Annotated in this window: 18 protein-coding genes; 16 read left to right on the forward strand and 2 right to left on the reverse strand. The window is 70.1% G+C overall.

Annotated features, from left to right (window positions below; translation table 11 throughout):
• The first annotated feature begins 436 nt into the window (after nt 1-436).
• From AB1K54_RS08960 to AB1K54_RS09000, 9 genes are all read left to right on the forward strand, one after another.
• Nucleotides 437-1762, forward strand: a complete 1326-nt coding sequence (locus tag AB1K54_RS08960; protein WP_371202401.1) for a GAF domain-containing protein — start codon at nt 437-439, stop codon at nt 1760-1762.
• 145 nt (nt 1763-1907) lie between these two features.
• Nucleotides 1908-4046, forward strand: coding sequence for a 4-alpha-glucanotransferase (gene malQ, locus AB1K54_RS08965; RefSeq protein ID WP_371202402.1), 2139 nt, complete (start codon nt 1908-1910; stop codon nt 4044-4046).
• A 121-nt stretch (nt 4047-4167) separates the two neighbouring features.
• Complete coding sequence (locus AB1K54_RS08970) at nt 4168-5712, forward strand: aldehyde dehydrogenase family protein (RefSeq protein WP_371202403.1); 1545 nt, start codon at nt 4168-4170, stop codon at nt 5710-5712.
• Between the two features lie 230 nt (nt 5713-5942).
• Nucleotides 5943-6344, forward strand: a complete 402-nt coding sequence (locus AB1K54_RS08975; RefSeq protein WP_371202404.1) for a DUF779 domain-containing protein — start codon at nt 5943-5945, stop codon at nt 6342-6344.
• A 176-nt stretch (nt 6345-6520) separates the two neighbouring features.
• On the forward strand, nt 6521-8155 hold the full coding sequence (locus AB1K54_RS08980) for an ABC transporter substrate-binding protein (RefSeq protein WP_371202405.1): 1635 nt from the start codon (nt 6521-6523) through the stop codon (nt 8153-8155).
• 100 nt (nt 8156-8255) lie between these two features.
• Complete coding sequence (locus AB1K54_RS08985) at nt 8256-9350, forward strand: ABC transporter permease (RefSeq protein ID WP_371202406.1); 1095 nt, start codon at nt 8256-8258, stop codon at nt 9348-9350.
• Between the two features lies 1 nt (nt 9351).
• Nucleotides 9352-10347: an ABC transporter permease gene (locus tag AB1K54_RS08990; protein WP_371202407.1), complete on the forward strand. Its 996-nt coding sequence runs from the start codon at nt 9352-9354 to the stop codon at nt 10345-10347.
• Nucleotides 10347-12008 (forward strand): dipeptide ABC transporter ATP-binding protein, encoded by a 1662-nt coding sequence (locus tag AB1K54_RS08995; RefSeq protein WP_371202408.1) that lies wholly within the window; start codon nt 10347-10349, stop codon nt 12006-12008. Before AB1K54_RS08990 ends, AB1K54_RS08995 begins: the two co-directional genes overlap by 1 nt.
• A gap of 213 nt (nt 12009-12221) precedes the next feature.
• Nucleotides 12222-12386, forward strand: a complete 165-nt coding sequence (locus AB1K54_RS09000) for a hypothetical protein (protein ID WP_371202409.1) — start codon at nt 12222-12224, stop codon at nt 12384-12386.
• Nucleotides 12387-12641: 255 nt separating this feature from the next.
• On the opposite strand, the gene AB1K54_RS09005 is transcribed toward AB1K54_RS09000, so the two are convergent.
• Entirely contained in the window at nt 12642-13856 is a 1215-nt protein-coding gene (locus AB1K54_RS09005; RefSeq protein ID WP_371202410.1) for a hypothetical protein, read from the reverse strand.
• 225 nt (nt 13857-14081) lie between these two features.
• Here AB1K54_RS09005 and AB1K54_RS09010 point away from each other — a divergent pair, with 225 nt between their 5' ends.
• Nucleotides 14082-15275: an acyl-CoA dehydrogenase family protein gene (locus AB1K54_RS09010; RefSeq protein ID WP_371202411.1), complete on the forward strand. Its 1194-nt coding sequence runs from the start codon at nt 14082-14084 to the stop codon at nt 15273-15275.
• A 139-nt stretch (nt 15276-15414) separates the two neighbouring features.
• Nucleotides 15415-15768: a hypothetical protein gene (locus AB1K54_RS09015; protein WP_371202412.1), complete on the forward strand. Its 354-nt coding sequence runs from the start codon at nt 15415-15417 to the stop codon at nt 15766-15768.
• Between the two features lie 14 nt (nt 15769-15782).
• Here the strand turns inward: AB1K54_RS09015 and AB1K54_RS09020 are convergent, their stop codons facing one another.
• Nucleotides 15783-16343 carry an Lrp/AsnC family transcriptional regulator gene (locus AB1K54_RS09020; protein WP_371202413.1) on the reverse strand — a complete coding sequence of 187 codons (561 nt, stop codon included), beginning with the start codon at nt 16341-16343 and terminating at the stop codon, nt 15783-15785.
• Nucleotides 16344-16520: 177 nt separating this feature from the next.
• Between AB1K54_RS09020 and AB1K54_RS09025 the strand changes: the two genes are divergently transcribed.
• Genes AB1K54_RS09025 through AB1K54_RS09045 form a run of 5 tightly spaced genes read left to right on the forward strand, consistent with a single transcriptional unit; the run spans nt 16521 to nt 21765 of the window.
• On the forward strand, nt 16521-18113 hold the full coding sequence (locus tag AB1K54_RS09025) for an ABC transporter substrate-binding protein (RefSeq protein WP_371202414.1): 1593 nt from the start codon (nt 16521-16523) through the stop codon (nt 18111-18113).
• A 31-nt stretch (nt 18114-18144) separates the two neighbouring features.
• Nucleotides 18145-19185 carry an ABC transporter permease gene (locus AB1K54_RS09030; RefSeq protein WP_371202415.1) on the forward strand — a complete coding sequence of 347 codons (1041 nt, stop codon included), beginning with the start codon at nt 18145-18147 and terminating at the stop codon, nt 19183-19185.
• Nucleotides 19182-20081 carry an ABC transporter permease gene (locus AB1K54_RS09035; protein ID WP_371202416.1) on the forward strand — a complete coding sequence of 300 codons (900 nt, stop codon included), beginning with the start codon at nt 19182-19184 and terminating at the stop codon, nt 20079-20081. The genes AB1K54_RS09030 and AB1K54_RS09035 overlap by 4 nt, the downstream gene beginning before the upstream one ends.
• Nucleotides 20078-20929 carry an ABC transporter ATP-binding protein gene (locus AB1K54_RS09040; RefSeq protein WP_371202417.1) on the forward strand — a complete coding sequence of 284 codons (852 nt, stop codon included), beginning with the start codon at nt 20078-20080 and terminating at the stop codon, nt 20927-20929. Before AB1K54_RS09035 ends, AB1K54_RS09040 begins: the two co-directional genes overlap by 4 nt.
• Nucleotides 20926-21765 (forward strand): ABC transporter ATP-binding protein, encoded by an 840-nt coding sequence (locus tag AB1K54_RS09045; RefSeq protein WP_371202418.1) that lies wholly within the window; start codon nt 20926-20928, stop codon nt 21763-21765. Before AB1K54_RS09040 ends, AB1K54_RS09045 begins: the two co-directional genes overlap by 4 nt.
• Nucleotides 21766-21775 lie beyond the last annotated feature (10 nt).

The following is a 21775-nucleotide window of genomic DNA, read 5'->3' on the forward strand; positions in this document are numbered from 1 at the left end:
CCGCGGCCGGGGCTCACTCCGAGAGTGTCGCCTCGTCGTCGTTCGTCTCAGCCGATCCTGTCGAGGGAGCGCGAATGACGGCATCCGCTCACCGCGACACCGGGAAGTCCAGCGTTCGCACGAACGCGGCGGCCTCGTCGCGCGGATCCGGGGCATCCGGGGGAACACCGGCGATGCGCATGCCCCGAGCCTGTCGGATGCCCGGCACTGCGACAAGAGTGCCCGGCCGGCGAAGGTGCAGAACTCCTTCGAATCAGCGCCGATTCGGCGTGAGCGGCCGATTCCCGGCCGCGCCGCGCCGAATTGGAGGAGTTCTGCAGGCGGCCCGCCGCCGACACCCGCCGCCGAGCCGGAAAAACCGGACCCCGCCACCCGAGACACGCGCCAACCCGGCCTCTACACTGGTGCCACGCTCCCCGATGACGAACGGAGCCCCGTGGCATCGCCCTGGTCGCCTCGACGCGAGATCACCCCTGGCAACTCGCGGCTGCTGGTCGAGCGCGCCCATGAGGAGTTCGTGCGGGGCAACGCGGGTGATCCTCGCCTCGAAGACGTGCGCGGCATCGTGCGCGACAGCTGGCGGCGCTCGCTCGACCTGCTCGTCGGGGTGGAGGCACTCCCGCCGGTGGGGCTCACGCCCGAGCAGCTCGAGGAGCATCGGCGGCAGCATCCGCTCTCGGAGGCCATCGACATGATCCGGACTCTGCTGCTGCCCGGCGACAGTGCCGAGTCGGGGGTCGTCATCGCGGTCGGCGACGCCGCTGGGCGCCTGCTGTGGGTCGAGGGAGACCACCGCGTGCGCGCGCTCACCGGCGACATGGGGTTCGTGCCCGGCGCGGACTGGTCCGAGAACGCCGTCGGCACCGCCGCCCCCGGCACCGCGCTGCAGCTCGACCGTTCGGTGCAGATCCACGGCGCCGAGCACTTCAACCGGCTCGTGCAGCCCTGGTCGTGCACTGCCGCGCCCGTGCACGATCCCGAGACGCGACGCATCCTCGGGGTCATCGACGTGACCGGCGGCGAGCAGATCATCACCCCGCAGGCGCAGCTGCTGGTGGATGCCACGGCCCGCGCGATCGAAGGAGAGCTGCTGCTGTCGCGTCTGCGGGCCAGGGCCGAGGCGCCCGCGGGACGCAGCCCCGCGCGACGGCGCGCACCCCGCCAGACCGCCCGCGCGACCCTGCGCGTGCTCGGACGGGACCGCGCGCTGCTCGAGATCGACGCCGACGGCTCCGAGACGGTGAGTGAGGTCTCGACCCGGCATGCTGAGCTGCTGCTGATGCTCGCCACGCATCGGCAGGGCGTCTCGGCCGAGCAGCTCGGGGCGCTCGTCTACGGCGAGGGCGAAGCCGCCGTGACGTTGCGCGCCGAGATGGTGCGCCTGCGCAAGTCTCTCGAGAAGATCGCGCCGTCGCTGGTGCCCGAGTCGCGCCCGTATCGCCTCGGCGGCGACCTCGAGACCGACGCGCACCAGATGCTGTCGCTCCTGGACCGGGGCGCGCACCGCGTGGCGCTCGCCGCGTACCGCGGGGCCGTGCTTCCGGATTCGGTCGCTCCAGGCGTCGAGGAGTTCCGGGATGCCGTCGCCACGGCGCTGCGCGAGGCGCTCATGGCCGAGGCATCCGTCGATGTGCTTCTCGCGTACGCCGACACCGAAGCAGGCGCCGACGACGAGGAGGTGCTGCGGCTGTGCCTGTCGATGCTTCCGGCGCGCTCGCCCAAGCGCGCCGGGATCGTGGCGCGCATCGAGCGCCTCGAATGAGCAGGGGATTCTGAGGGGATTCGCCGAGGTGAGGGCATCCGTCCCTGATTCGTCCTCGAAACGCCCGATCTCCTCAGAATCGAAACTCACCGCGCGCTCGGGCCGACGGGCTGGCAGGATCGGGAGCAACGGCGGAGGGGGCTGCATGACAGGCGACGACACACCCACTCCCGCGCTGGCCGCGCTCGCCCAGTCGTACGGGGTCGCGACCTCGTACTGGTCGTTCTTCGGTGACCTGGTCGAGGTGCCGGCCACGACCTTGAAGGCCGTGCTGCGGGCGATGGGGGCGGATGCCTCGACCGACGAGTCCGTCGAAGCCGCGCTCGCCGAGCGCGAGACCGCGCCGTGGCGCGAGCTGCTGCCGCCGTCGATCGTCGTGCGGGAGGGCGGCGGCGAGTTCTTCGCCCATGTCGCCGACGCGCACGACGCGGCGGTGAGCGTCGGTCTCGAGGACGGCTCGTGGCGCGACATCCCGATCCCCGAGCAGCAGCCGGAGGCGCGCGAGGTCGACGGCGCTCGCGTGTGGCGGCTGCGCGTGGCGCTGCCCGCCGACCTTCCGCTCGGCTGGCACACGCTGCACGCGCGCCAATGGGACCGCGCCGGCGCCGAGGATCGCACCGCCACCGCAGTGCTCGCCGTCACCCCGGCCCTCGCACCGCCCCCCAGCCGGCCCGGCCGCGCGTGGGGACTCATGGCGCAGCTGTACTCGGTGCGCTCGCGCAGCTCATGGGGCATGGGCGACTTCGCCGACCTCGGCGACCTCGCCGCGATCGCGGGCGCGCGCGGGGCCGACTTCCTGCTCATCAACCCCGTGCACGCGGCCGACGTGGTCTCGCCGGTGGAGGCATCGCCGTACCGTCCCTCGACCCGGCGCTTCCTGGCGGCGCTGTACGTGCGGCCCGACGACATCCGCGAGGTCGCCTACCTGTCGCCGTCGGCCCGCGCGGCGGTGACGGTGCGCCGCGAGCAGACCTCCGCGATGAACACCGACCCCGATCTCATCGACCGCGACCTGGTATGGGCGGCCAAGCGCGATGCGCTCGAATCGGTGTTCGCCGCTGCGCGCTCGCCGGCGCGCGAGGCGTCGCTGCGGGCCTTCGTCGCGCGCGGGGGCCAGGCGCTCGCGGACTTCGCGCTGTGGTGTGCGATCGAGGAGCACTTCGCGCAGACCCCTGTCGAGGACCGGCCGGGCGAGGCATCCGATCTGCATTCCGACCTGGTCGCGGGTCTGCGCGAGACGCTCGCGGCCCGCATCGCTTTCCACCAGTGGCTGCAGTGGGTCGCCGACGAGCAGCTCGAGCGGGCGCAGCGCGACGCGCGCGAAGCCGGCATGCGCATCGGCATCATGCACGACCTCGCGGTGGGCGTGAACACCTCAGGGGCGGATGCCTGGACCCAGCGCGACCTGTACGCGCCAGCCACCACGGTCGGCGCCCCGCCCGACATGTACAACCAGCAGGGCCAGAACTGGAACCAGCCGCCGTGGCTGCCCGACGCCCTCGCCCGCGTCGGGTACGCGCCGCTGCGCGACACCGTGCGGGGCCTCCTGCGGCACGCGGGGGCGCTGCGGGTCGACCACATCCTCGGGTTCTTCCGCCTGTGGTGGATCCCCTCCGGCTTCGGTGCCGACGCGGGAACCTACGTGCGCTACGACCACGAGGCGATGATCGGTGTGCTCGCGCTCGAGGCGCACCGCGCGGGCGCGGTCGTCATCGGCGAGGACCTCGGCAACGTCGAGCCGTGGGTGCGCGACTACCTGTCGGAGCGCGGAATTCTCGGCACGTCGGTGCTGTGGTTCGAGGGCGGCGGCCTCACTCCGCCCGAGCAGTACCGCCGGGCGGTGCTTGCGACCGTGAACACGCATGACCTTCCGCCCACGGCCGGGTACCTCGCGGGCGAGCACGTCACCCTGCGCGCGCGGCTCGGGCTGCTCACGCGCACCGAACAGCAGGAGCGGGCCGATGCCGTCGCCGAGCGCGACGCGGTGCTGAAGGTGCTTCGCGAGCGGGGCCTGATCGGCGACAGCCCGAGCGTCGAAGAGATCGTCGCGGCCCTGCACGCCTACCTGGCGGCCGCACCGTCCGAGCTGCTCGGCGTGGCGCTCGTCGACGCCGTGGGGGAGCGTCGCGTGCAGAACCAGCCCGGCACCGACAAGGAGTACCCGAACTGGAAGGTGCCGCTCGCGGACTCTTCCGGTGCGGTCGTGCTGCTGGACGACCTCGCCGCGAACGCGCGCTTCGTCGCCCTGACCGGCGCGGTCGAGGAGGTGCTGCGCCGGCGCTGAGCTGCTCGGGCCGACCTGCCGGGCATCCGTTCGCCACCCTGCAACGTGTTGCAACCTCACCCGCCCTACCTTCGGACCAACGCGGCGACGGCCGTCGCGTGTCAGTCGAAGGAGACTCACAATGACCATCGTCGAAGAGACGTCGACGACCTACGCCGCCCCCGGCCAGCCCGGCGCCAAGGCCGAGTACCGCGCCCGCTACGGCCACTACATCGGCGGCGAGTTCGTGGAGCCCGTGAAGGGCCAGTACTTCGAGAACATCACGCCGGTCACCGGAAAGCCGTTCTGCGAGGTCGGCCGCGGCACCGTAGAAGACGTCGACCGCGCGGTCGAGGTCGCGTGGAAGGCGTTCGAGAGCTGGAAGAAGACGACTCCGGCAGAGCGCGCGGTGATCCTCAACAAGATCGCCGACCGCATCGAGCAGAACCTCGAGAAGATCGCCGTCGCCGAGACGTGGGAGAACGGCAAGCCCGTGCGCGAGACGCTGGCCGCCGACATCCCGCTCGCGATCGACCACTTCCGCTACTTCGCCGGGGTGCTGCGCGCCCAGGAGGGCACGCTCAGCCAGATCGACGACGACACCGTCGCCTACCACTTCCACGAGCCGCTGGGCGTGGTCGGCCAGATCATCCCGTGGAACTTCCCGATCCTGATGGCCACGTGGAAGCTCGCTCCCGCGCTCGCCGCCGGCAACTGCGTCGTGCTCAAGCCCGCCGAGCAGACGCCGGCGTCGATCCTGTTCCTGTTCGAGATCATCGGCGACCTGCTGCCGGCCGGCGTCGTGAACATCGTGAACGGCTTCGGCATCGAAGCGGGCGCTCCGCTCGCGCAGCACCGCCGCATCCGCAAGGTCGCCTTCACGGGCGAGACGACGACCGGCCGGCTCATCATGCAGTACGCGTCGCAGAACCTGATCCCGGTGACCCTCGAACTCGGCGGAAAGAGCGCGAACGTCTTCTTCGAAGACGTCGCCCGCAACGACGACGCCTACTACGACAAGGCGCTGGAGGGCTTCACGTTCTTCGCACTGAACCAGGGCGAGGTGTGCACGTGCCCCTCGCGCGCACTGATCCAGCGCTCCATCTACGACCGGTTCCTCGGCGACGGCCTCGACCGCGTGTCGAAGATCGTGCAGGGCAACCCCCTCGACCTCAGCACGATGATCGGCGCGCAGGCCTCGAACGACCAACTCGAGAAGATCCTGAGCTACATCGACATCGGCAAGCAGGGCGGCGCGAAGCTGCTGGCCGGCGGTGAGCGCGTCGACCTCGGGGGCGACCTCAGCGAGGGCTACTACGTGGCCCCGACGGTGTTCGAGGGCACGAACGACATGCGCATCTTCCAGGAGGAGATCTTCGGACCGGTCGTCTCGGTCACGTCGTTCGACGACTTCGACGACGCGATCTCGATCGCCAACGACACCCTCTACGGCCTCGGCGCCGGTGTCTGGAGCCGCTCGGGAGACATCGCCTACCGCGCCGGGCGTTCGATCGAAGCCGGCCGGGTCTGGACGAACACCTACCACCAGTACCCCGCGCACGCGGCGTTCGGCGGGTACAAGCAGTCCGGCATCGGCCGTGAGAACCACCTCAAGATGCTCGACCACTACCAGCAGACCAAAAACCTGCTGGTTTCATATGCCGAAGGAGCCATGGGCTTCTTCTGAAACCAGAGGCGTCGTCCCGGTCCGGGGGGCCCGGGGCGCGCGCCGGTCGACTCCTGCAGGGGACCGGCACCGGCCGGGCGGGTGTGGCCCCCAGGCCACCCGCTCGGCCACCTTCATCCCTGATGGGGCATGTCCCGGTCTTTCGGCTGCGTGTCTCGCTTTGCCCGGACCGCCCCTGCAATCGTTGTTTCGGGCCATGCTCGTCGGCAGGGGCTCACAAGGAGGTCACCATGGTCAGCATCGGGCAATATCAGCGCGTCGATGTGACAGATGCCGCGGCATCCTTGCTGCGCGAACTCACCGTGCAGCACGGCCCCCTCATGTTCCACCAGTCCGGCGGCTGCTGCGACGGCAGCGCGCCGATGTGCTACCCCGTGGGGATGTTCCTCACCGGCCCGAGCGACGTGAACCTCGGCGCGCTCGAAGTGCCCGGCCTCGACCCGATCGAGGTGTACATCTCGCAGGCGCAGTTCGAGTACTGGAAATACACGCACCTCACGATCGACGTCGTTCCCGGTCGCGGCGCCGGCTTCTCGGTGGAAGGGCCCACTGGTCAGCGGTTTATCATCCGGTCGCGGATGCTGAACCCCGCCGAGCTGGAGTACTTCGGGCTGGGTCCGGCCGACGCCTGAGCCGTGCGCGCGCGCCGTCGCGCAGCAGCCGTCCTCGATCTCACCGGACGTGCGACTCGGTTTCAGTCTGGTTACGAAATCTTCACCGAATTGCCCCGCAGCCTGGGGCGGGGTGATGATTGGCCTGGACCGCGTCGGCATCGGCGAGGTTGTCTTATACAGCAGAGGTGTACAGTATGTCAATGCATCACAGCGCGCGCGGCCGTCTCGGCCTCGCGCTCGGGGCGTTCGGCGCCTCGGCCATCCTCCTGGCCGGCTGCGCCGGAGGCGGCACCGACACCGACAAAGGCGGCGACGCCTCGGGCGATCCGCTGATCGTCGGAACCACCGACAAGGTCACCACGCTCGACCCGGCCGGCTCGTACGACAACGGCTCGCTCGCGGTTCAGACGCAGGTCTTCCCGTACCTCGTCAACACCGACTACAACAGCACCGAGGTCGTCCCCGACCTCGCCGAGTCCGCGGAGTTCACCTCCGACACCGAGTACACGGTGAAGCTTCCCGAAGGCCTCAAGTGGGCCAACGGCCACGACCTCACGTCCTCTGACGTCAAGTTCTCGTTCGACCGCAACATCGCAATCGCCGACCCGAACGGCGCGTCCAGCCTGCTCTACAACCTCGACAGCGTCCAGACGCCGGATGACACCACCGTCGTGTTCAAACTGAAGACCGCCAATGACCAGGTCTTCCCCTTCATCTTGACGAGCTTCCCCGGCGCGATCGTCGACGAGGAGGTCTTCTCGGCCGACGCGGTCACGCCCGACCAGGACATCGTCGACGCGAACGCCTTCGGCGGGCCGTACTCGATCACGTCGTGGGACTTCAACAAGACCGTCGAGTTCACTCCGAACGAGAACTACCAGGGTCTGCTGGACGCCCCCGTCAACGACGGTGTCATCCTCAGCTATTACGCCGAGTCGTCGAACCTGAAGCTCGCCGTCCAGGAGGGCGACATCGACGTGGCGTACCGCAGCCTGTCGGCGACCGACGTCGATGACCTGCGCGGCAACGACAAGGTGAAGGTCGTCGACGGCCCCGGCGGCGAGATCCGCTACATCGTGTTCAACTTCAACACGCAGCCGTACGGTGCGACCACGGCCGAGGCCGACCCGGCCAAGGCCCTCGCGGTGCGCCAGGCGGTGGCCGACCTCATCGACCGCGACGCGATCTCGCAGCAGGTCTACAAGGGCACCTACACCCCCCTGTACTCGTACGTCCCCGCCGGCTTCGCCGGTGCGACCGACGCGCTCAAGGGCCTGTACGGCGACGGCGACGGCGGCCCGGATGCCGCCAAGGCGAAGGCAACCCTCGAGGCGGCCGGTGTCACCACGCCGGTGGCACTCAGCCTGCAGTACAGCCCGGACCACTACGGCCCCTCGTCGGGCGACGAGTACGCCATGGTGAAGTCGCAGCTCGAGGAGAGCGGGCTGTTCACCGTCGACCTCAAGTCGACCGAGTGGGTGCAGTACTCGAAGGACCGCACGGCCGACGTCTACCCCGCGTACCAGCTCGGCTGGTTCCCGGACTACTCCGACGCCGACAACTACCTCACGCCGTTCTTCCTGTCGGAGAACTTCCTGGGCAACCACTTCAGCGACGACCAGGTCGAGCAGATGATCCTCGACCAGGCCGTCAACCCTGACCCGGATGCCCGCACGAAGGAGATCGAAGACATCCAGGCGCGTGTCGCCGAGCTGCTCTCGACCGTCCCGCTGCTGCAGGGCGCTCAGGTGGCTGTTGCCGGAGCCGACGTCGACGGGGTCATCCTCGACGCGTCGTTCAAGCTCCGCTTCGCGCCGCTGGCCAAGTAGGACGAGCATCGACGAAGGGGCGGTCCGGGTCGCCGGGCCGCCCCTTCGCGTCGCACGCTCCCTCGCACTGCGCCACCATCCCGATAGATAGGCTCCTGCCATGACCACGACCAGCGACATCGCACCGGTCGATCAGCCACCGCCGCTGCTCGCCGCCCACCGGACCAAGTCCGGCGGTGGAATGCTCGGCCGCTACCTGCTCGTGCGGTTCCTGCTGATCTTCCCGACCGTGCTGATCCTGGTCACGGTGGTCTTCTTCCTGATCCGCCTCACCGGCGACCCGATCACCGCCGCTCTCGGCGGCCGTCTCCCGGCCGACCAGCTGCAGCAGCGCATCCACGAAGCCGGCTTCGACCGACCCATCATCGTGCAGTACCTCGAGTACCTCGGCCAGGTCTTCACCGGCAACTTCGGCACGACCCTCACCGACAACCAGTCCATCACCGACGTGCTGATCCGCTACGGCACGGCCACGCTCGAGCTCGCCGTCTACGCGCTCATCGTCGCCTTCATCGTCGGCATCCCGCTGGGCCTGGTGGCCGCGGCCAAGCGCGACAAGGCTCCGGATGCCGCCCTCCGCGTCTCCGCGATCCTCTTCTACGCCATCCCGGTGTTCTTCGCCGGCCTCGTCGCGAAGCTCATCTTCTCGGTGTGGCTCGGGTGGTTCCCCGTGTCGGGCCGCGCGAGCGTGCGCACCGAGCTCGCCCTCACCCGCGGCGACGGCACGGGCATCTATCTGATCGACGCCATCGTCTCGGGCAACCCCGCGTACGTCCAGGACGTCCTGCTGCACGCCGTGCTCCCCGCGGTGACCCTCGGCCTCGCGATCGGCGGCGTGTTCCTGCGGCTCGTGCGCACCAACGTCATCGGCACGTACAACATGCCGTACGTGGACGCGGCCCGATCGCGCGGAGTGAGCGAGTTCCGGCTCGTTCGCAAGCACGCCTACAAGCCGGCGCTCATCCCGATCGTCACGGTGATCGGCCTGCAGGTCGCGATCCTGCTGTCGGGAGCGGTGCTCACCGAGACCACCTTCGAGTGGCAGGGCATCGGCTTCCAGCTCGCCAAATACTTGGGGTCTCGCGACTTCGTCGCGGTGCAGGGGATCGTCGCGATGATCGCGATCATCGTCGCGCTGACGAACTTCATCGTCGACGTGATAGCCGCCTTCCTCGACCCGAGGGTGAGGTACTGACATGGCGAAGCAGAGTCTCATCTCGCGTCTGCCCGTCGTCCACCAGCTGCGGCAGAGTGTCGGCCTGCAGCGCGGCATGCTCATGACGGGTCTCGTGCTCACGGCACTGTTCCTGCTGGTGGCGGTCCTCGCGCCGTGGATCGCGCCGTACAGCTTCAACCAGCTGCGCGGCCCTGACGGCCTGTTCGGCGCGCAGCAGCCGCCGAGCCCCGAGCATCTGCTGGGCACCACGGTCGGCGGGTACGACGTGCTCTCGCGCACCATCTGGGGCGCGCAGACCGCGCTGTTCGTGATCGTGGTCGCGATCATCCTCTCGGTGTTCATCGGCGTGCTGCTCGGACTCGTGTCGGGATACCTGGGCGGTTGGCTCGACCGGGTGCTCGTCGTCATCGCCGACGCGATCTACTCGTTCCCGTCGCTGCTGCTGGCGATCGTCGCGGCGATCGCCATCTCGGGCGGTCAGTCGGGACTGGTGCCGGGCGTGATGGCGGCGGCCGTAGCGATCACGGTCGTGTTCATTCCGCAGTACTTCCGCGTCGTGCGCGCCGAGGTCGTGCGCGTGAAGGCCGAGGCGTTCGTCGAGTCTGCGAAGGTGATCGGCGCCTCGACGTGGCGCATCATGTTCCGCCACGTGCTGCGCAACTCGACGCGCTCGCTGCCGCTGATCGTGACGCTCAACGCCTCCGAGGCGATCTCTACGCTCGCTGCGCTCGGGTTCCTCGGCTTCGGCATCGAGCCGACGGCCGCGGCCGAGTGGGGCTACGACCTCAAGGAGTCGATCGGCGATGTGTCGGCGGGCATCTGGTGGACGGCGATCCCCCCGGGCTTGGCGATCGTGATCGCGATCCTCGGCATCACGCTCATCGGCGAGGGATTGAACGACCTGGCCGACCCGCGCCTGCGCGCTCGGCGCCGCGCCGGCAAGGGTCAGACTCCGGCCGACGCCCTGGCGGCGACGCAGCCGGTCGCGCGCGAGGGCATGGGAGAGGTGGAGTGATGGCTGCGGCATCCGATTCCGTCGCGGTCGACATCCGCGACCTCGACGTCACGTTCGCGACCGACGGCGGCGACGTGCGCGCCGTGCGTCACGTGAGCCTGGATGTGCGCCGAGGCGAGGTGCTCGCGATCGTCGGCGAGTCCGGCAGCGGCAAGACCGTCACCTCGCGCGCGATCATCGGGCTGCTGCCCGAGACGGCTGTTGTCGGCGGTGCGGTGGTGCTCGATGGCACCGAGGTGGTCGGCCTCGCGGGCAAGCAGCTGCGCGAGGTGCGCGGCTCGAAGGCCGCGATGATCTTCCAGGAGCCCTCGACCGCGCTGAACCCGGTGTTCACGGTCGGCTGGCAGCTTGCCGAGGGGCTGCGGGTGCACGGTTCGTACTCGAAGGCCGCGGCGAAGGCCAAGGCCGTCGAGATGCTCCGCCGGGTCGGCATCCCCGATCCCGACAAGAGGGTCAACGACTACCCGCACCAGTTCTCGGGCGGGCAGAAGCAGCGCATCGTCATCGCGATGGCACTCGCCCTCGACCCGACGGTGATCATCGCCGACGAGCCGACGACCGCGCTCGACGTGACCGTGCAGGCCGAGATCCTCGACCTGCTGCGGGACCTGCGCGACCAGTACGGCACCGCGATCGTGCTCATCACGCACAACATGGGCGTCGTCGCCGACCTCGCCGACCGCGTCGCGGTCATGCTGAACGGCGAGGTCGTCGAGACCGCCCCCGTGGCCGAGCTCTTCGCCGCCCCGCAGCACGAGTACACCCAGCGACTGCTGGCCGCGGTGCCGCGGCTCGAGATCGCCGACCGGCAGCTTCCGGCCGCGTCGGTCAAGGCCGAGCCGGTGGTGGCGGCCGACGAGCTGGTCATCGAGTACGCGGGCCGCTTCGGCCGCTCCGCGTTCCGCGCTGTCGACCGCGTGAGTTTCGCGATCCGCCCGGGCGAGGTGCTGGGGCTGGTGGGCGAGTCGGGCTCGGGCAAGACGACGATCGGCCGCGCGATCGCGGGCCTCACCCCGGTCGCCGGGGGTTCGCTGCGCGTGCTCGGCACCGAGATGAACGGGGTGAAGGAACGCCAGTTCCGGGGGCGCCGGAGCGACCTCGGCTTCGTCTTCCAAGACCCGGCGACGAGCTTCAACCCGCTGCTCACCGTCGCGCAGAACGTCGCCGAGCCCTTGATCGTGCACGCCGAGAAGACGGATGCCGCCTCCACCCGTGACCGTGTCGACGAGTTGCTCGGGGCGGTGCAGCTGGGCGGAGAGTTCGGCGACCGGTTCCCGCACGAGCTCTCCGGCGGACAGCGCCAGCGCGCGTCCCTCGCGCGCGCCCTCGCGCTGGACCCGAAGCTGCTGATCGCCGACGAGCCGACGAGCGCGCTCGACGTGTCGGTGCAGGCGCGCGTGCTCGAGCTGTTCGCCGAGCTGCAGGAGCGCTTCGGCTTCGCGACGCTGTTCATCACGCACGACCTCGCCGTGGTCGACCTGCTCGCGCACACGCTCGTCGTGCTGCACCATGGGCGCATCGCCGAGGCCGGGCCGACGTCGCGAGTGCTCGGTCAGCCGACGGATGCCTACACCCGGCGCCTCATCGCGTCGCTGCCCGTGCCCGACCCGGCCGAGCAGGCCGCGCGCCGCGCGGCGTGGAACGCGGCGAACAAGGTCTGACCCCGGTCGCCCTGCTGCGCCCGGCTGCGCCGTCGCTGCGCCCGCCCCAGGCGCGCGTCGAGTAACCGCGTTCTCGCCGAGGCACCACGTTGTCGACGCAACTGTCGGGGTGTCTCGGTGAGAAACCGCGTTGTCGACGGGTTGCCTCGGCGGGACAGGCTGCGCGGGGCAGCCGCTCGTCTTGCGCGCGGGCGGCTCCGTCGAGCAGACATCGTGCGGTGGGTCGTGCCCGAGCTTCAGAGACGCGGCGTGTACTCGACCGAGTACACCGAGTACACCGAGGGCACACTGCGGCATAGACTCCACGGCCGCAGCGACCGGTTGCCCCCGGAGCACCGCGGCGACCGGTACAGGATCGCCGCCGCCGCGACCGTCTGAGACCGGTGCCGTGGTGCACGTCGGTCAGGTCACGATCCAGGTGTCGATCCCCGCGGCCGGCGACCTGGCGGTGACGGGCGGGGGGACGGATGCCGCGTGGCCGGTCGTGCCCGCCGCCCGGCGAGTAACCGCGTTCTCGCCGAGACACCACGTTGGTGACGTCGGTAGCGGGGAGTCTCGGCGAGAAGCCGCGTTGTCGACGGCATGGAGGCGGCGAAGGCCGCAGCGGCGGGAAGAGGTGCGGGCGGGCGGCTGTCAGCGCAACAGCGAGAACAAGCCTCCGCTGACGAAGTGCATCACGACGAACAACGCGATCACGGCGGCGATCCCGATCGACACCCACGACGTGCGACGCGCGAGGCGTCGCCCCTGCGGGGCGACACCGGGCGGAGGCGGCGTGAGCGGCTGGCGCGGTGCGGCGAACGGGAGCGCGGGGGCCGTGGCATCCGTCCCTTCGCCGACCGTCCTGCCGGGCGCCTGCGGCGACACCGCCGGAGTCGAGGTGACCGATGCCATGGCATCCGCCAGTCGCTTGTCGCGCCAGCGCGACCATTGGGCGAACTTGTCGAGCAGGGCTGCGACCACCGAGAACATCCACGCCCAGGTCGCGGGGTCGAGGGTCGACAGCTCGCGCTGCGCATAGAGAAAGAGCCAGTCATCGACGATCTCGACGTCGAGGGCGGCGGCGTTGTCGATGAAGCGCGCCATGATGTCGGGCGTGAACAGGTACAGCGCGTCCGCCTCGTAGCCGACGGGACAGTACAGCGCGAAGTGCCGGTCGAAGTCGCCCTCGAGGCTGAGTCGCTGGTCCTTCGTGAAGGTGGCGGGCAGGTTCGACATGAACGCCAGGTTGTTGCTCTGCGCGTCGAGCACGATGTGCGGCAGCGGCACGTCGAGCTTGACGGCGACATAGCCCCATTGGTGGGTCTTGCGGTTCTTGCCGGACCCGGTGGTGTAGCGGTAGTTCGCGAACTCGACGAACCGGGGGACTGTTCCGCGCACGAGGTCGGTCGACAGGCGTGAACTGCCGATCGAGAAGACCATGCCCGGCAGCGCCGGCCTCGCCAGCTGCGGCTCGAATGCCATTCCGTTCGCGCGCGCGAAGCGGTCGAGCCGGAAGAAGCGCTCCCTCTGCTTGCGCCGGGCGCGCACGAACCCGACGCTCGCCAGGGTGAGGAGCCCCCCGACGCCCAGGAATGGCAGCAACCCGAAGAACGAGGTGAACCCCAGGCCCTCGCCTGAGCCGAGGGCCCCCACGGTGGCCGTGACCGTGGTGATCAGCGTGACCAGGGTTCCGCCGCCCATCATGACCAGCATGCCGACGACCAACACGATCATGAGGCCCGAGGTGTCTCGGATGCCGCTCGGAACGCGGCCTTGAGCGCGCAGCGTGCTCACGAACTGCGTCACGGCGGCGCGGTCGACGGGTTCGGTCAGAGGCCGCGCATCGAACGGCATCGAAGACGTCATGCGATTCACGCTACCTGACGCCGAACCCGCGGGCCCCGGGCGCCGGGCGGCGGCGGACCGTCTGCAGAACCGCTGCGATTCGCGGCGTTCACGGTCCTGCGATCGCGGTGCGGGCGGGATCGGCGGCGGTGAGCAACGCATCCGAGCAGTGGCGCGGGCCGCCGGTCAGGCATGATCGACCCAGGACCGCCGCGACCCCGCGGCCGATCGCGCAAGGAGGCCGACATGCCCGAGAGAGACCCCGACGACCTGGACACGCTGCGCGCGGCATCCGACATCCTGGACATCGACGCGCTGCTGACCGATGCCGAACGCGGCGTGCGCGACCGCGTCCGGGCGTTCGTCGACGCCGAGATCCGCCCGCACATCGCGGACTGGTTCGACCGGGCGGTGTTCCCCGCCGAACTGGCGCCGGCACTCGGACGGCTGGGCGTGCTGGGCATGACGATCGACGGGTACGGATGCCCCGGCGGGACCGCCGTCGAGTACGGCCTTGCAGCTCTCGAGCTCGAGGCCGGTGACTCGGGGCTTCGCACCTTCGCGTCGGTGCAGGGCTCGCTCGCGATGGGAACGATCGACCGGTGCGGATCCGAAGAGCACAAGGCCGAATGGCTGCCGCGCCTCTCGCGGGGTGAGGCGATCGCGTGCTTCGCACTGACCGAGCCGACCGCCGGGTCCGACCCCGCGTCGATGAAGACGTTCGCGCGCCGTGACGGCGGCGACTGGGTGATCGACGGGGCGAAGCGCTGGATCGGCCTGGCCGCGATCGCGCAGGTCGCGGTCGTGTGGGCGCAGACCGACGACGGCGTGCGCGGGTTTCTGGTGCCGACGGATGCGGCCGGGCTCGGCATCCGGGTTCTCGAGCCCAAGGGCTCGATGCGCGCGTCGATCCAGTGCGAGCTCGCCTTCGACGGCGTGCGGGTGCCGGATGCCGCGCGCCTGCCGTTCGCGCAAGGGCTGCGCGCCCCGTTCGCGGCGCTCGCCGACGCGCGCTACGGCATCGCGTGGGGTGCGGTCGGCGCTGCGCGCGACTCGTTCGAGGCGGCGCTGCGCTGGTCGCTGGCGCGCGAGCAGTTCGGGCGAAAGATCGCCGGCTTCCAGCTCACGCAGCGAAAGCTCGTCGACATGGCCGTCGAGGTGCAGAAGGGTGCGCTGGTCGCGCTGCACCTCGGGCGGTCCAAAGATGCCGGCACGCTGCGTCCCGAGCAGATCTCGCTCGGCAAGCTCGACAACGTGCGGGGCGCGATCGCCGTGGCGCGCGAGGCGCGCACCGTGCTCGGCGGAGACGGCGTGCTTCTGGAGAACTCGCCGATCCGGCACGCCGCGAACCTCGAGTCGGTGCGCACCTACGAGGGCACCGACGAGGTGCACACCCTGGTGCTGGGCCAGCACCTGACGGGCATCGCGGCGTTCCGCTGACCCATTGCGTCACACGGAGTCGTATCATCCCGATCGTCCGCGAGCTCTGTGCCGAACGCGACCGCGTCGTGAGCCGGTGGCCGCGGGACGCTGACGGCGCCGCGCGCAGAGGGGGCGTCGGAGCATGCATAATCGTCGGGTGAATGCCCCCATGCTGCCGTCGCTGGACGGACGCGTCTTCAAGCTCGTGTCGTCGACGACCTCGGCGGTCGATGCCGAGGCCCCGAGCGTCTTCCGCTACCGCGAGCAGGACAGCCTGGTGTGGGGCGACTACGCCGGCGACACGGTGACGATCGGCCGGTTCGTGGGCTCGCGCGAGGGCGACCGCATCCGCATCAGCTTCGCTCACGTGCTGGTCGCCGACGGCACCGTCGTGACCGGAGCGGGCGAGAGCGACCTCGACTTCGTTGACGGACGGATGCGGCTGCTCGAGCACTACACGATGAACGGCAGCGCCCAGCTCAGCGTGTGCGAAGAGGTGCTCCTGGACTGAGCGGCTCCGGTCGGTCAGCCCCGGCGCGCCATATCGCCGCGCCCGGCGGCAGCCGGTGTCCACCGTGTCATTCCGAGGCGCACGTCGGTGGGTCGATCCGGGATGTCCGAGGGCAGCACGAAGGGCTTGCGCACGACCTCGTCCAGCACGACCACGCTCACGACGGACTTGACCGCGGGGACCTGGGCGACCACGCCCGTCGCGAATACGTGCACCCCGCCGACGTCCACCGCCCGCACGAGGAGCATCGCGTCGTGCTCACCGGTGGTGATCGCGCAGTATTCGACGTCGGGCATGTCGGCCAGCGCCGCGCGGAAGTCGGGCCACGACTGCGGATGCACGGTGACGAAGACGAGCGCGCAGATCGAGAGTCCGGCGCGTGCGGGGTCGACCCGCGCCGAGAAGCCGGTGATCACCCCGTCGCGCGTGAGTGCCTCCACCCGCGTGTACGCCCCGGCGCGAGAGATCCCGACGCGAGCCGCCAGCGCCGCCATCGAGATGCGCCCGTTCTCGCGCAGCACCTCGAGAATGCGATACCCGACCGCGTCGAGCGATGACGCACTTCGTCCAGCCACCGTGACGGCGGCATGCTGATCTGTCGACATATTGCGACCCCCATGCGACTCATTCCTCGATATTGTCGCGCACTCGCCCGCTCGTTTGGACAAATGGCGTGGTTGCGTGTCAATCTGATCCCCTGTCGTCCACAGCACCTTCAGGGGGCGACGTCCCTTCCATCCCCAGGAGGTACCGTGCATACTCGTCCCCGCATCCGCACAGCCGTCGCGATCGCGTTCGCGGCAGCTTCGGCTCTTGTGCTCGCCGGCTGCTCCGGCGGCAACTCGGGCAACAACAGCGACGGCGAATCCGCCGGAACGCTCGTCATCGACGCGGCGTTCTCGATCGAGACGGCGGATCCCGGTCACACCTACGACCCCACCGGCAACATGGTCGCGAAGGCCATGTACGAGACCCTGGTCGACTTCGAGGGATCGGATGTCTCGACCCCGGTCGCGGGACTCGCCACGTGGGAGGCGAACGACGCCGCCACCGAGTTCACCTTCACCCTCGAAGACGGTCGGGTCTTCTCGGACGGCAGCCCCGTCACGGCCGACGACGTCGTCTTCTCGCTCCAGCGCATCCAGGGCATGGAGGAGGCGAAGCCGAACTTTCTTCTCGCGGGCGTGACGATCGAGAAGGTCGATGACTCGACCGTGCGCTTCACCACCGACACCCCGCTGCTGCAGCTGCCGGCGATCCTCGCGAACCCGGCGCTGGGCATCGTCAACTCGAAGGTCGTCGAAGACAACGGCGGCGCGACCGACGGCAGCGACACGGCGCAGGCGTTCCTCGACGGCGAGTCGGCAGGTTCCGGCCCCTACATCCTCGACACGCTCGATGTGACCTCGCAGGTCGTGCTCACCAAGAACCCCGAGTACAACGGCGACGAGGAGCCGGCGTACGACCGGGTCGTCATCCGCAACGTCACCGAGGCGGCCACCCAGCTCATCAACCTGCGCGGCGGCGACACGATGGTCGCGATGGACCTCAACGGCGACCAGGTCGCCGGTCTTGGCGACGGCTTCACCGTCGACTCCGTGCCGTCCGGCCAGACGATCTTCCTGCTGCTGAACCAGTCCCCTGAGCTTGCGGGCGACCTCGCGAACGTCAAGATCGCCGAGGCGATCCGCTACGGGCTCGACTACGACTCGCTGCTCGAGCTCGCCGGCGCGGGCGCGACCCAGGCGACGGGCGTGATCCCGGCCGGCTTCGAAGGCGCGCTTGCCGACGGGATCGAGCAGGACCTCGACCACGCCAAGGCCGCACTCGCCGAGTCCGGCTACGCGGGCCAGACGGTCACGCTGCAGTTCCCGAACGACTACCCGGTCGGCGGCGTCGACCTCACCTCGCTCGCCGAGCGCGTGCAGGACCAGCTCTCGCAGATCGGTCTGACCGTCGAGCTCGCTCCCGCTCCGGTCGCGACGCAGCTCGACAAGTACGTGAACGGCCAAGAGGCGTTCAGCATGTGGTTCTGGGGTCCGGACTACGCCGACTCAGCGAACTTCCTCCCCTTCGGCCCAGGTCTGAAGGTCGGCCTGCGTGCCAACTGGACGGCGGACGCCGACCCCGAGCTCGCGCAACTGGCGGCCGACACCGCGGCGGCGACCGACCCCGCCGAGCGCACCGCCGGCTTCACGGCCTTTGCCGAGGCGATGCAGGAGCGGGGACCGTTCGTGCCGCTGATCGTGCCCGGTCGCAACATCTCGTCGGTCGACACAGTGCAGGGCGCGGTCTACAACTCGGTGTGGGAGATCGACATCGCCGAGATCACTCCCGCAGGCTGAAGTCCACGCCTCTGTGACGACCACTCCGACGGTGCGCAGGTACCCGGCCAGGTCCCCCCTGGCCGGGTACCTGCTGCGCCGTCTCGGCATCTCGGTGCTGCTGCTGATCGGCGTGACGATCGTCACCTTCCTGCTCACGAACCTCGTGCCGGGCGACCCGGTGTCGGCGGCACTCGGCGAGGGGGCGGCGTCGAACCCCGCGACCCGGCAGGCGTTCATCGAGGAGCACGGCCTCGATCAGCCGCTCGTCGCGCAGTATTTCATCTACATGGGCAACCTGCTGCACGGCGACCTCGGCACCTCGATCGTCACCGGCCGGCCGGTCGCCGCCGACCTCGCCTCGGCCGTGCCCGCGACCCTCGAGATCGCGGTGTGCGCGATCATCCTGAGCTTCGCTGTCAGTCTCGTGCTCGGCACGCTCGCCGCCTACCGTCGCGGACTGGTGTCGGATCAGGTCATCCGCCTCGTGTCGCTCATCGGGCTGAGCGTGCCGTCGTTCTGGCTCGCCCTGGTGAGCTTCTACGTGTTCTTCCTGCAGCTGCACGTCGCGCCCGGCTCCGGCCGGATCTCGCCGACGATCTCGCCGCCGCCCACGGTGACCGGCATGTACACCGTCGACTATCTGATCGACGGCGACCCGGTGGGCTTCTTCGACGCGCTTGCCCACCTCGCGCTGCCGGTGCTCGTGCTGTCGCTCGTGACGATCGGCCTCCTGACCCGCTTCATCCGCACCTCGGTGCTCGAGGTGCTCTCGAGCGACTACGTGCGCGCGGCGCGCTCGAAGGGCCTCTCGGGCCGGCGCGTCGTCTTCGACTACGTCCTGCGCGGCGCCGCACTGCCGACCCTCACGGTGACGGGCATCGCGTTCGGTGCGCTGCTGTCGGGCACGGTGCTGGTCGAGTCGGTGTTCGCCTGGCCGGGCCTGGGCACCTACGCCTACAACGCCGCGGCGAACCTCGACCTGTCGGCGATCATGGGCGTCGGCCTCGTCGTCGGGGTGATCTACGTCGTGATCAACCTGATCGTCGACCTGCTGTACGGAGTGCTGGACCCGAGGGTGAGGCTCGCATGACCGGCGAAGTCGGGGGCCGCAAGAGCGTGAGATGGCGGATGCGCTGGCCCCGCGCGTGGCGCACGCCGCTGGGTGTCATCGGCACGGTCATCGCGCTGGCCTGGGTGATCGTGGCGTTCACCGCGCAGTGGTGGGTGCCCTACCCTCCGAACGCGCAGGTGCTGCCGCGCCTGCAGCCGCCCGGCATCGACACCCTCATGGGAACCGACGCGAATGGTCGCGACGTCTTCTCGCGGCTCATGACCGGTGCCACCACGACGATCCCGCTCGCGCTCATCCTGGTGCTCGCGGCACTCGTGATCGGGGCGGTGATCGGCTCGGTCGCCGGCTACAACGGGCGCTGGGTCGACGAGACCCTCATGCGCATCACCGACCTGTTCATGGCCTTCCCGACCGTGATCCTCGCGATGGTGGTCGCCGCGTCGCTCGGCCCGTCGCTGTTCAACGCGGTGATCGCCGCGGTCGTGGTCTCGTGGCCGCAGTACGCACGTGTGACCCGCAGCGTCGTGCTGGGCCTTCGCACGCAGAACTACGTGGTCGCCGGGCGCCTGCTCGGGTTCTCGCCCGTGCGCACGCTGTGGACCGACATCCTGCCGAACGTCGCCGGACCCATCGTCGTGCTGGCCACCCTCGATGTCGGCGCGGCGATCCTGCTGCTGTCGGGCCTGTCGTTCCTCGGTCTCGGGGCGCAGCCCCCTACGCCGGAGTGGGGGTCGATGATCTCAGCCGCGATGCAGAACTTCGACGCGTGGTGGCTGGGAGTGTTCCCCGGACTTGCGATCCTCACCGTCGTGATGGCCTTCAACTTTCTCGGCGACGCGCTGCGCGACGTGCTCGACCCGTCATCCGAGGTCGCGCACGAACAGACCCAGAGCCCGACAGGGGTTGCCTCATGAGCGTGCTCTCCCTCCGCGACCTCACGATCGACATCGGCCGCCCGCTGGTGCGCGGCGTCTCGCTCGACCTCGAGGCCGGTCGCGTGCAGGGGCTCGCGGGCGAATCCGGCTCAGGCAAGACGCTCACCTCCATGGCGGTACTCGGCCTGCTTCCCCGGCAGGCGCGCGTGGGCGGGTCGATCATGCTCGGCGACGAAGAGCTGCTGCGGATGCCTCGCCGCCGCCTCAATCGCATCCGCGGCCGTCGTGTGGCGATGGTGTTCCAGGATCCGTCGGCGGCGCTGCATCCGCAGCTGACCATCGGCCACCAGCTCAGCGACCACGTGCGCACGCACCTCGGCCTGTCGAAGAAGGCCGCGCACGCGCACGCGGCCGAGCTGCTCGAACGCGTGCGCGTGCCCGACCCCGACGGGGCACTCGCGAGGTATCCGCACCAGTTCTCCGGAGGGCAGCGCCAGCGCATCGCGATCGCCTCGGCACTGGCGTGCGACCCCGACGTGCTGCTGGCCGACGAGCCGACCACCGCCCTCGACGTGACGGTGCAGGCCGGCATCCTGCAACTGCTGCGCGATCTCACCGTCGAGCGCGATCTGGCCGTGCTGCTGGTGACCCACGACCTCGGCGTGATGAGCGCAGTGGCGGACGACGTCGCGGTGATGCGGCAGGGGCTGATCGTCGAAGCGCAGCCGCGCGCCGACCTGTTCGCGCGGCCGCAGCATCCGTACACGCGTGAGCTGCTCGCGTCTCTGCCGGGCTCTTCGCAGGGCGGACCGGCCTCGGCCGACGCGCAATCGACAGACCTCAAAGAGCGCGCGGCAGAATCCGGCGACGAGGAGGCCGACGCATGATCGCCGGCATTGTGCTCGACGCCGACCGCGTGGTCGTGCAGTACCCCGGGCGTCCGCCCGTGATCGCGGTGGACGGCGTCTCGATGCAGGTCGCGGCCGGGCAGACGGTGGCGCTCGTCGGCGAGAGCGGGTCGGGCAAGTCCAGCCTCGCGCGCGCCGTCATCGGCATCGAGCGGATCGCCGGCGGCGAGGTGCGCTTCGACGGCGCCCCGGTGCCCGCGCTCGGTCTGCGGCGCCGCACCCAGGCTCTCACGGCGATCCAGATGGTCTTCCAGGATCCCTCGACCTCACTCAACCCGCGCCGCCGCGTCGGCGAGCAGGTCGCCGACGGCATCCGCGTCGCGAAAGCGCGCGGTCACGCGGCGACGCGGCCCGAGGAGTGGCTGGAGCGTGTCGGTCTGCCGGCCGAGGCATCCCGTCGGTTCCCCCATCAGTTCTCGGGCGGCCAGAAGCAGCGCATCGCGATCGCCCGCGCGCTCGCGGCCCGGCCGCGCCTGCTGGTCGCCGACGAGCCGATCTCGGCGCTCGACGCCTCGACCCAGTCGAGCGTCGCGCAGCTCATGCGCGACCTCGTCGCCGAGCTCGGCGCGGGGATGCTCTTCATCTCGCACGACCTGTCCGTGGTGCGTCGCATCGCGGACCGCATCCACGTGATGTACGCCGGGCGCGTCCTCGAGTCGGGGCCGACCGAGCTGGTGTGGACCGACCCGCAGCATCCGTACACTCGCGCCCTGCTCGCCGCGATCCCCGAGCCCGACGGTGCCGGTGCGATCCCCGCGGCACCCTCGCCCGAGGCGCGGGCGGCATGGGCCGACGCGGAGCCCGTCGAGCGCTGACCGAACCCCG

Origin of the sequence: Microbacterium sp. BWT-B31 (genome assembly GCF_041379855.1) — a bacterium.
Classification (GTDB): Bacteria; Actinomycetota; Actinomycetes; order Actinomycetales; family Microbacteriaceae; genus Microbacterium.

What these genes read in the sequence shown, in the direction of transcription:
- malQ (WP_371202402.1), top strand. Translation starts at nt 1,908, where the DNA reads ATGACAGGCGACGACACACCCACTCCCGCGCTGGCCGCGCTCGCCCAG.
- AB1K54_RS08970 (WP_371202403.1), top strand. Translation starts at nt 4,168, where the DNA reads ATGACCATCGTCGAAGAGACGTCGACGACCTACGCCGCCCCCGGCCAG.
- AB1K54_RS08975 (WP_371202404.1), top strand. Translation starts at nt 5,943, where the DNA reads ATGGTCAGCATCGGGCAATATCAGCGCGTCGATGTGACAGATGCCGCG.
- AB1K54_RS08980 (WP_371202405.1), top strand. Translation starts at nt 6,521, where the DNA reads ATGTCAATGCATCACAGCGCGCGCGGCCGTCTCGGCCTCGCGCTCGGG.
- AB1K54_RS08985 (WP_371202406.1), top strand. Translation starts at nt 8,256, where the DNA reads ATGACCACGACCAGCGACATCGCACCGGTCGATCAGCCACCGCCGCTG.
- AB1K54_RS08990 (WP_371202407.1), top strand. Translation starts at nt 9,352, where the DNA reads ATGGCGAAGCAGAGTCTCATCTCGCGTCTGCCCGTCGTCCACCAGCTG.
- AB1K54_RS08995 (WP_371202408.1), top strand. Translation starts at nt 10,347, where the DNA reads ATGGCTGCGGCATCCGATTCCGTCGCGGTCGACATCCGCGACCTCGAC.
- AB1K54_RS09005 (WP_371202410.1), bottom strand. Translation starts at nt 13,856, where the DNA reads ATGACGTCTTCGATGCCGTTCGATGCGCGGCCTCTGACCGAACCCGTC.
- AB1K54_RS09010 (WP_371202411.1), top strand. Translation starts at nt 14,082, where the DNA reads ATGCCCGAGAGAGACCCCGACGACCTGGACACGCTGCGCGCGGCATCC.
- AB1K54_RS09035 (WP_371202416.1), top strand. Translation starts at nt 19,182, where the DNA reads ATGACCGGCGAAGTCGGGGGCCGCAAGAGCGTGAGATGGCGGATGCGC.
- AB1K54_RS09040 (WP_371202417.1), top strand. Translation starts at nt 20,078, where the DNA reads ATGAGCGTGCTCTCCCTCCGCGACCTCACGATCGACATCGGCCGCCCG.
- AB1K54_RS09045 (WP_371202418.1), top strand. Translation starts at nt 20,926, where the DNA reads ATGATCGCCGGCATTGTGCTCGACGCCGACCGCGTGGTCGTGCAGTAC.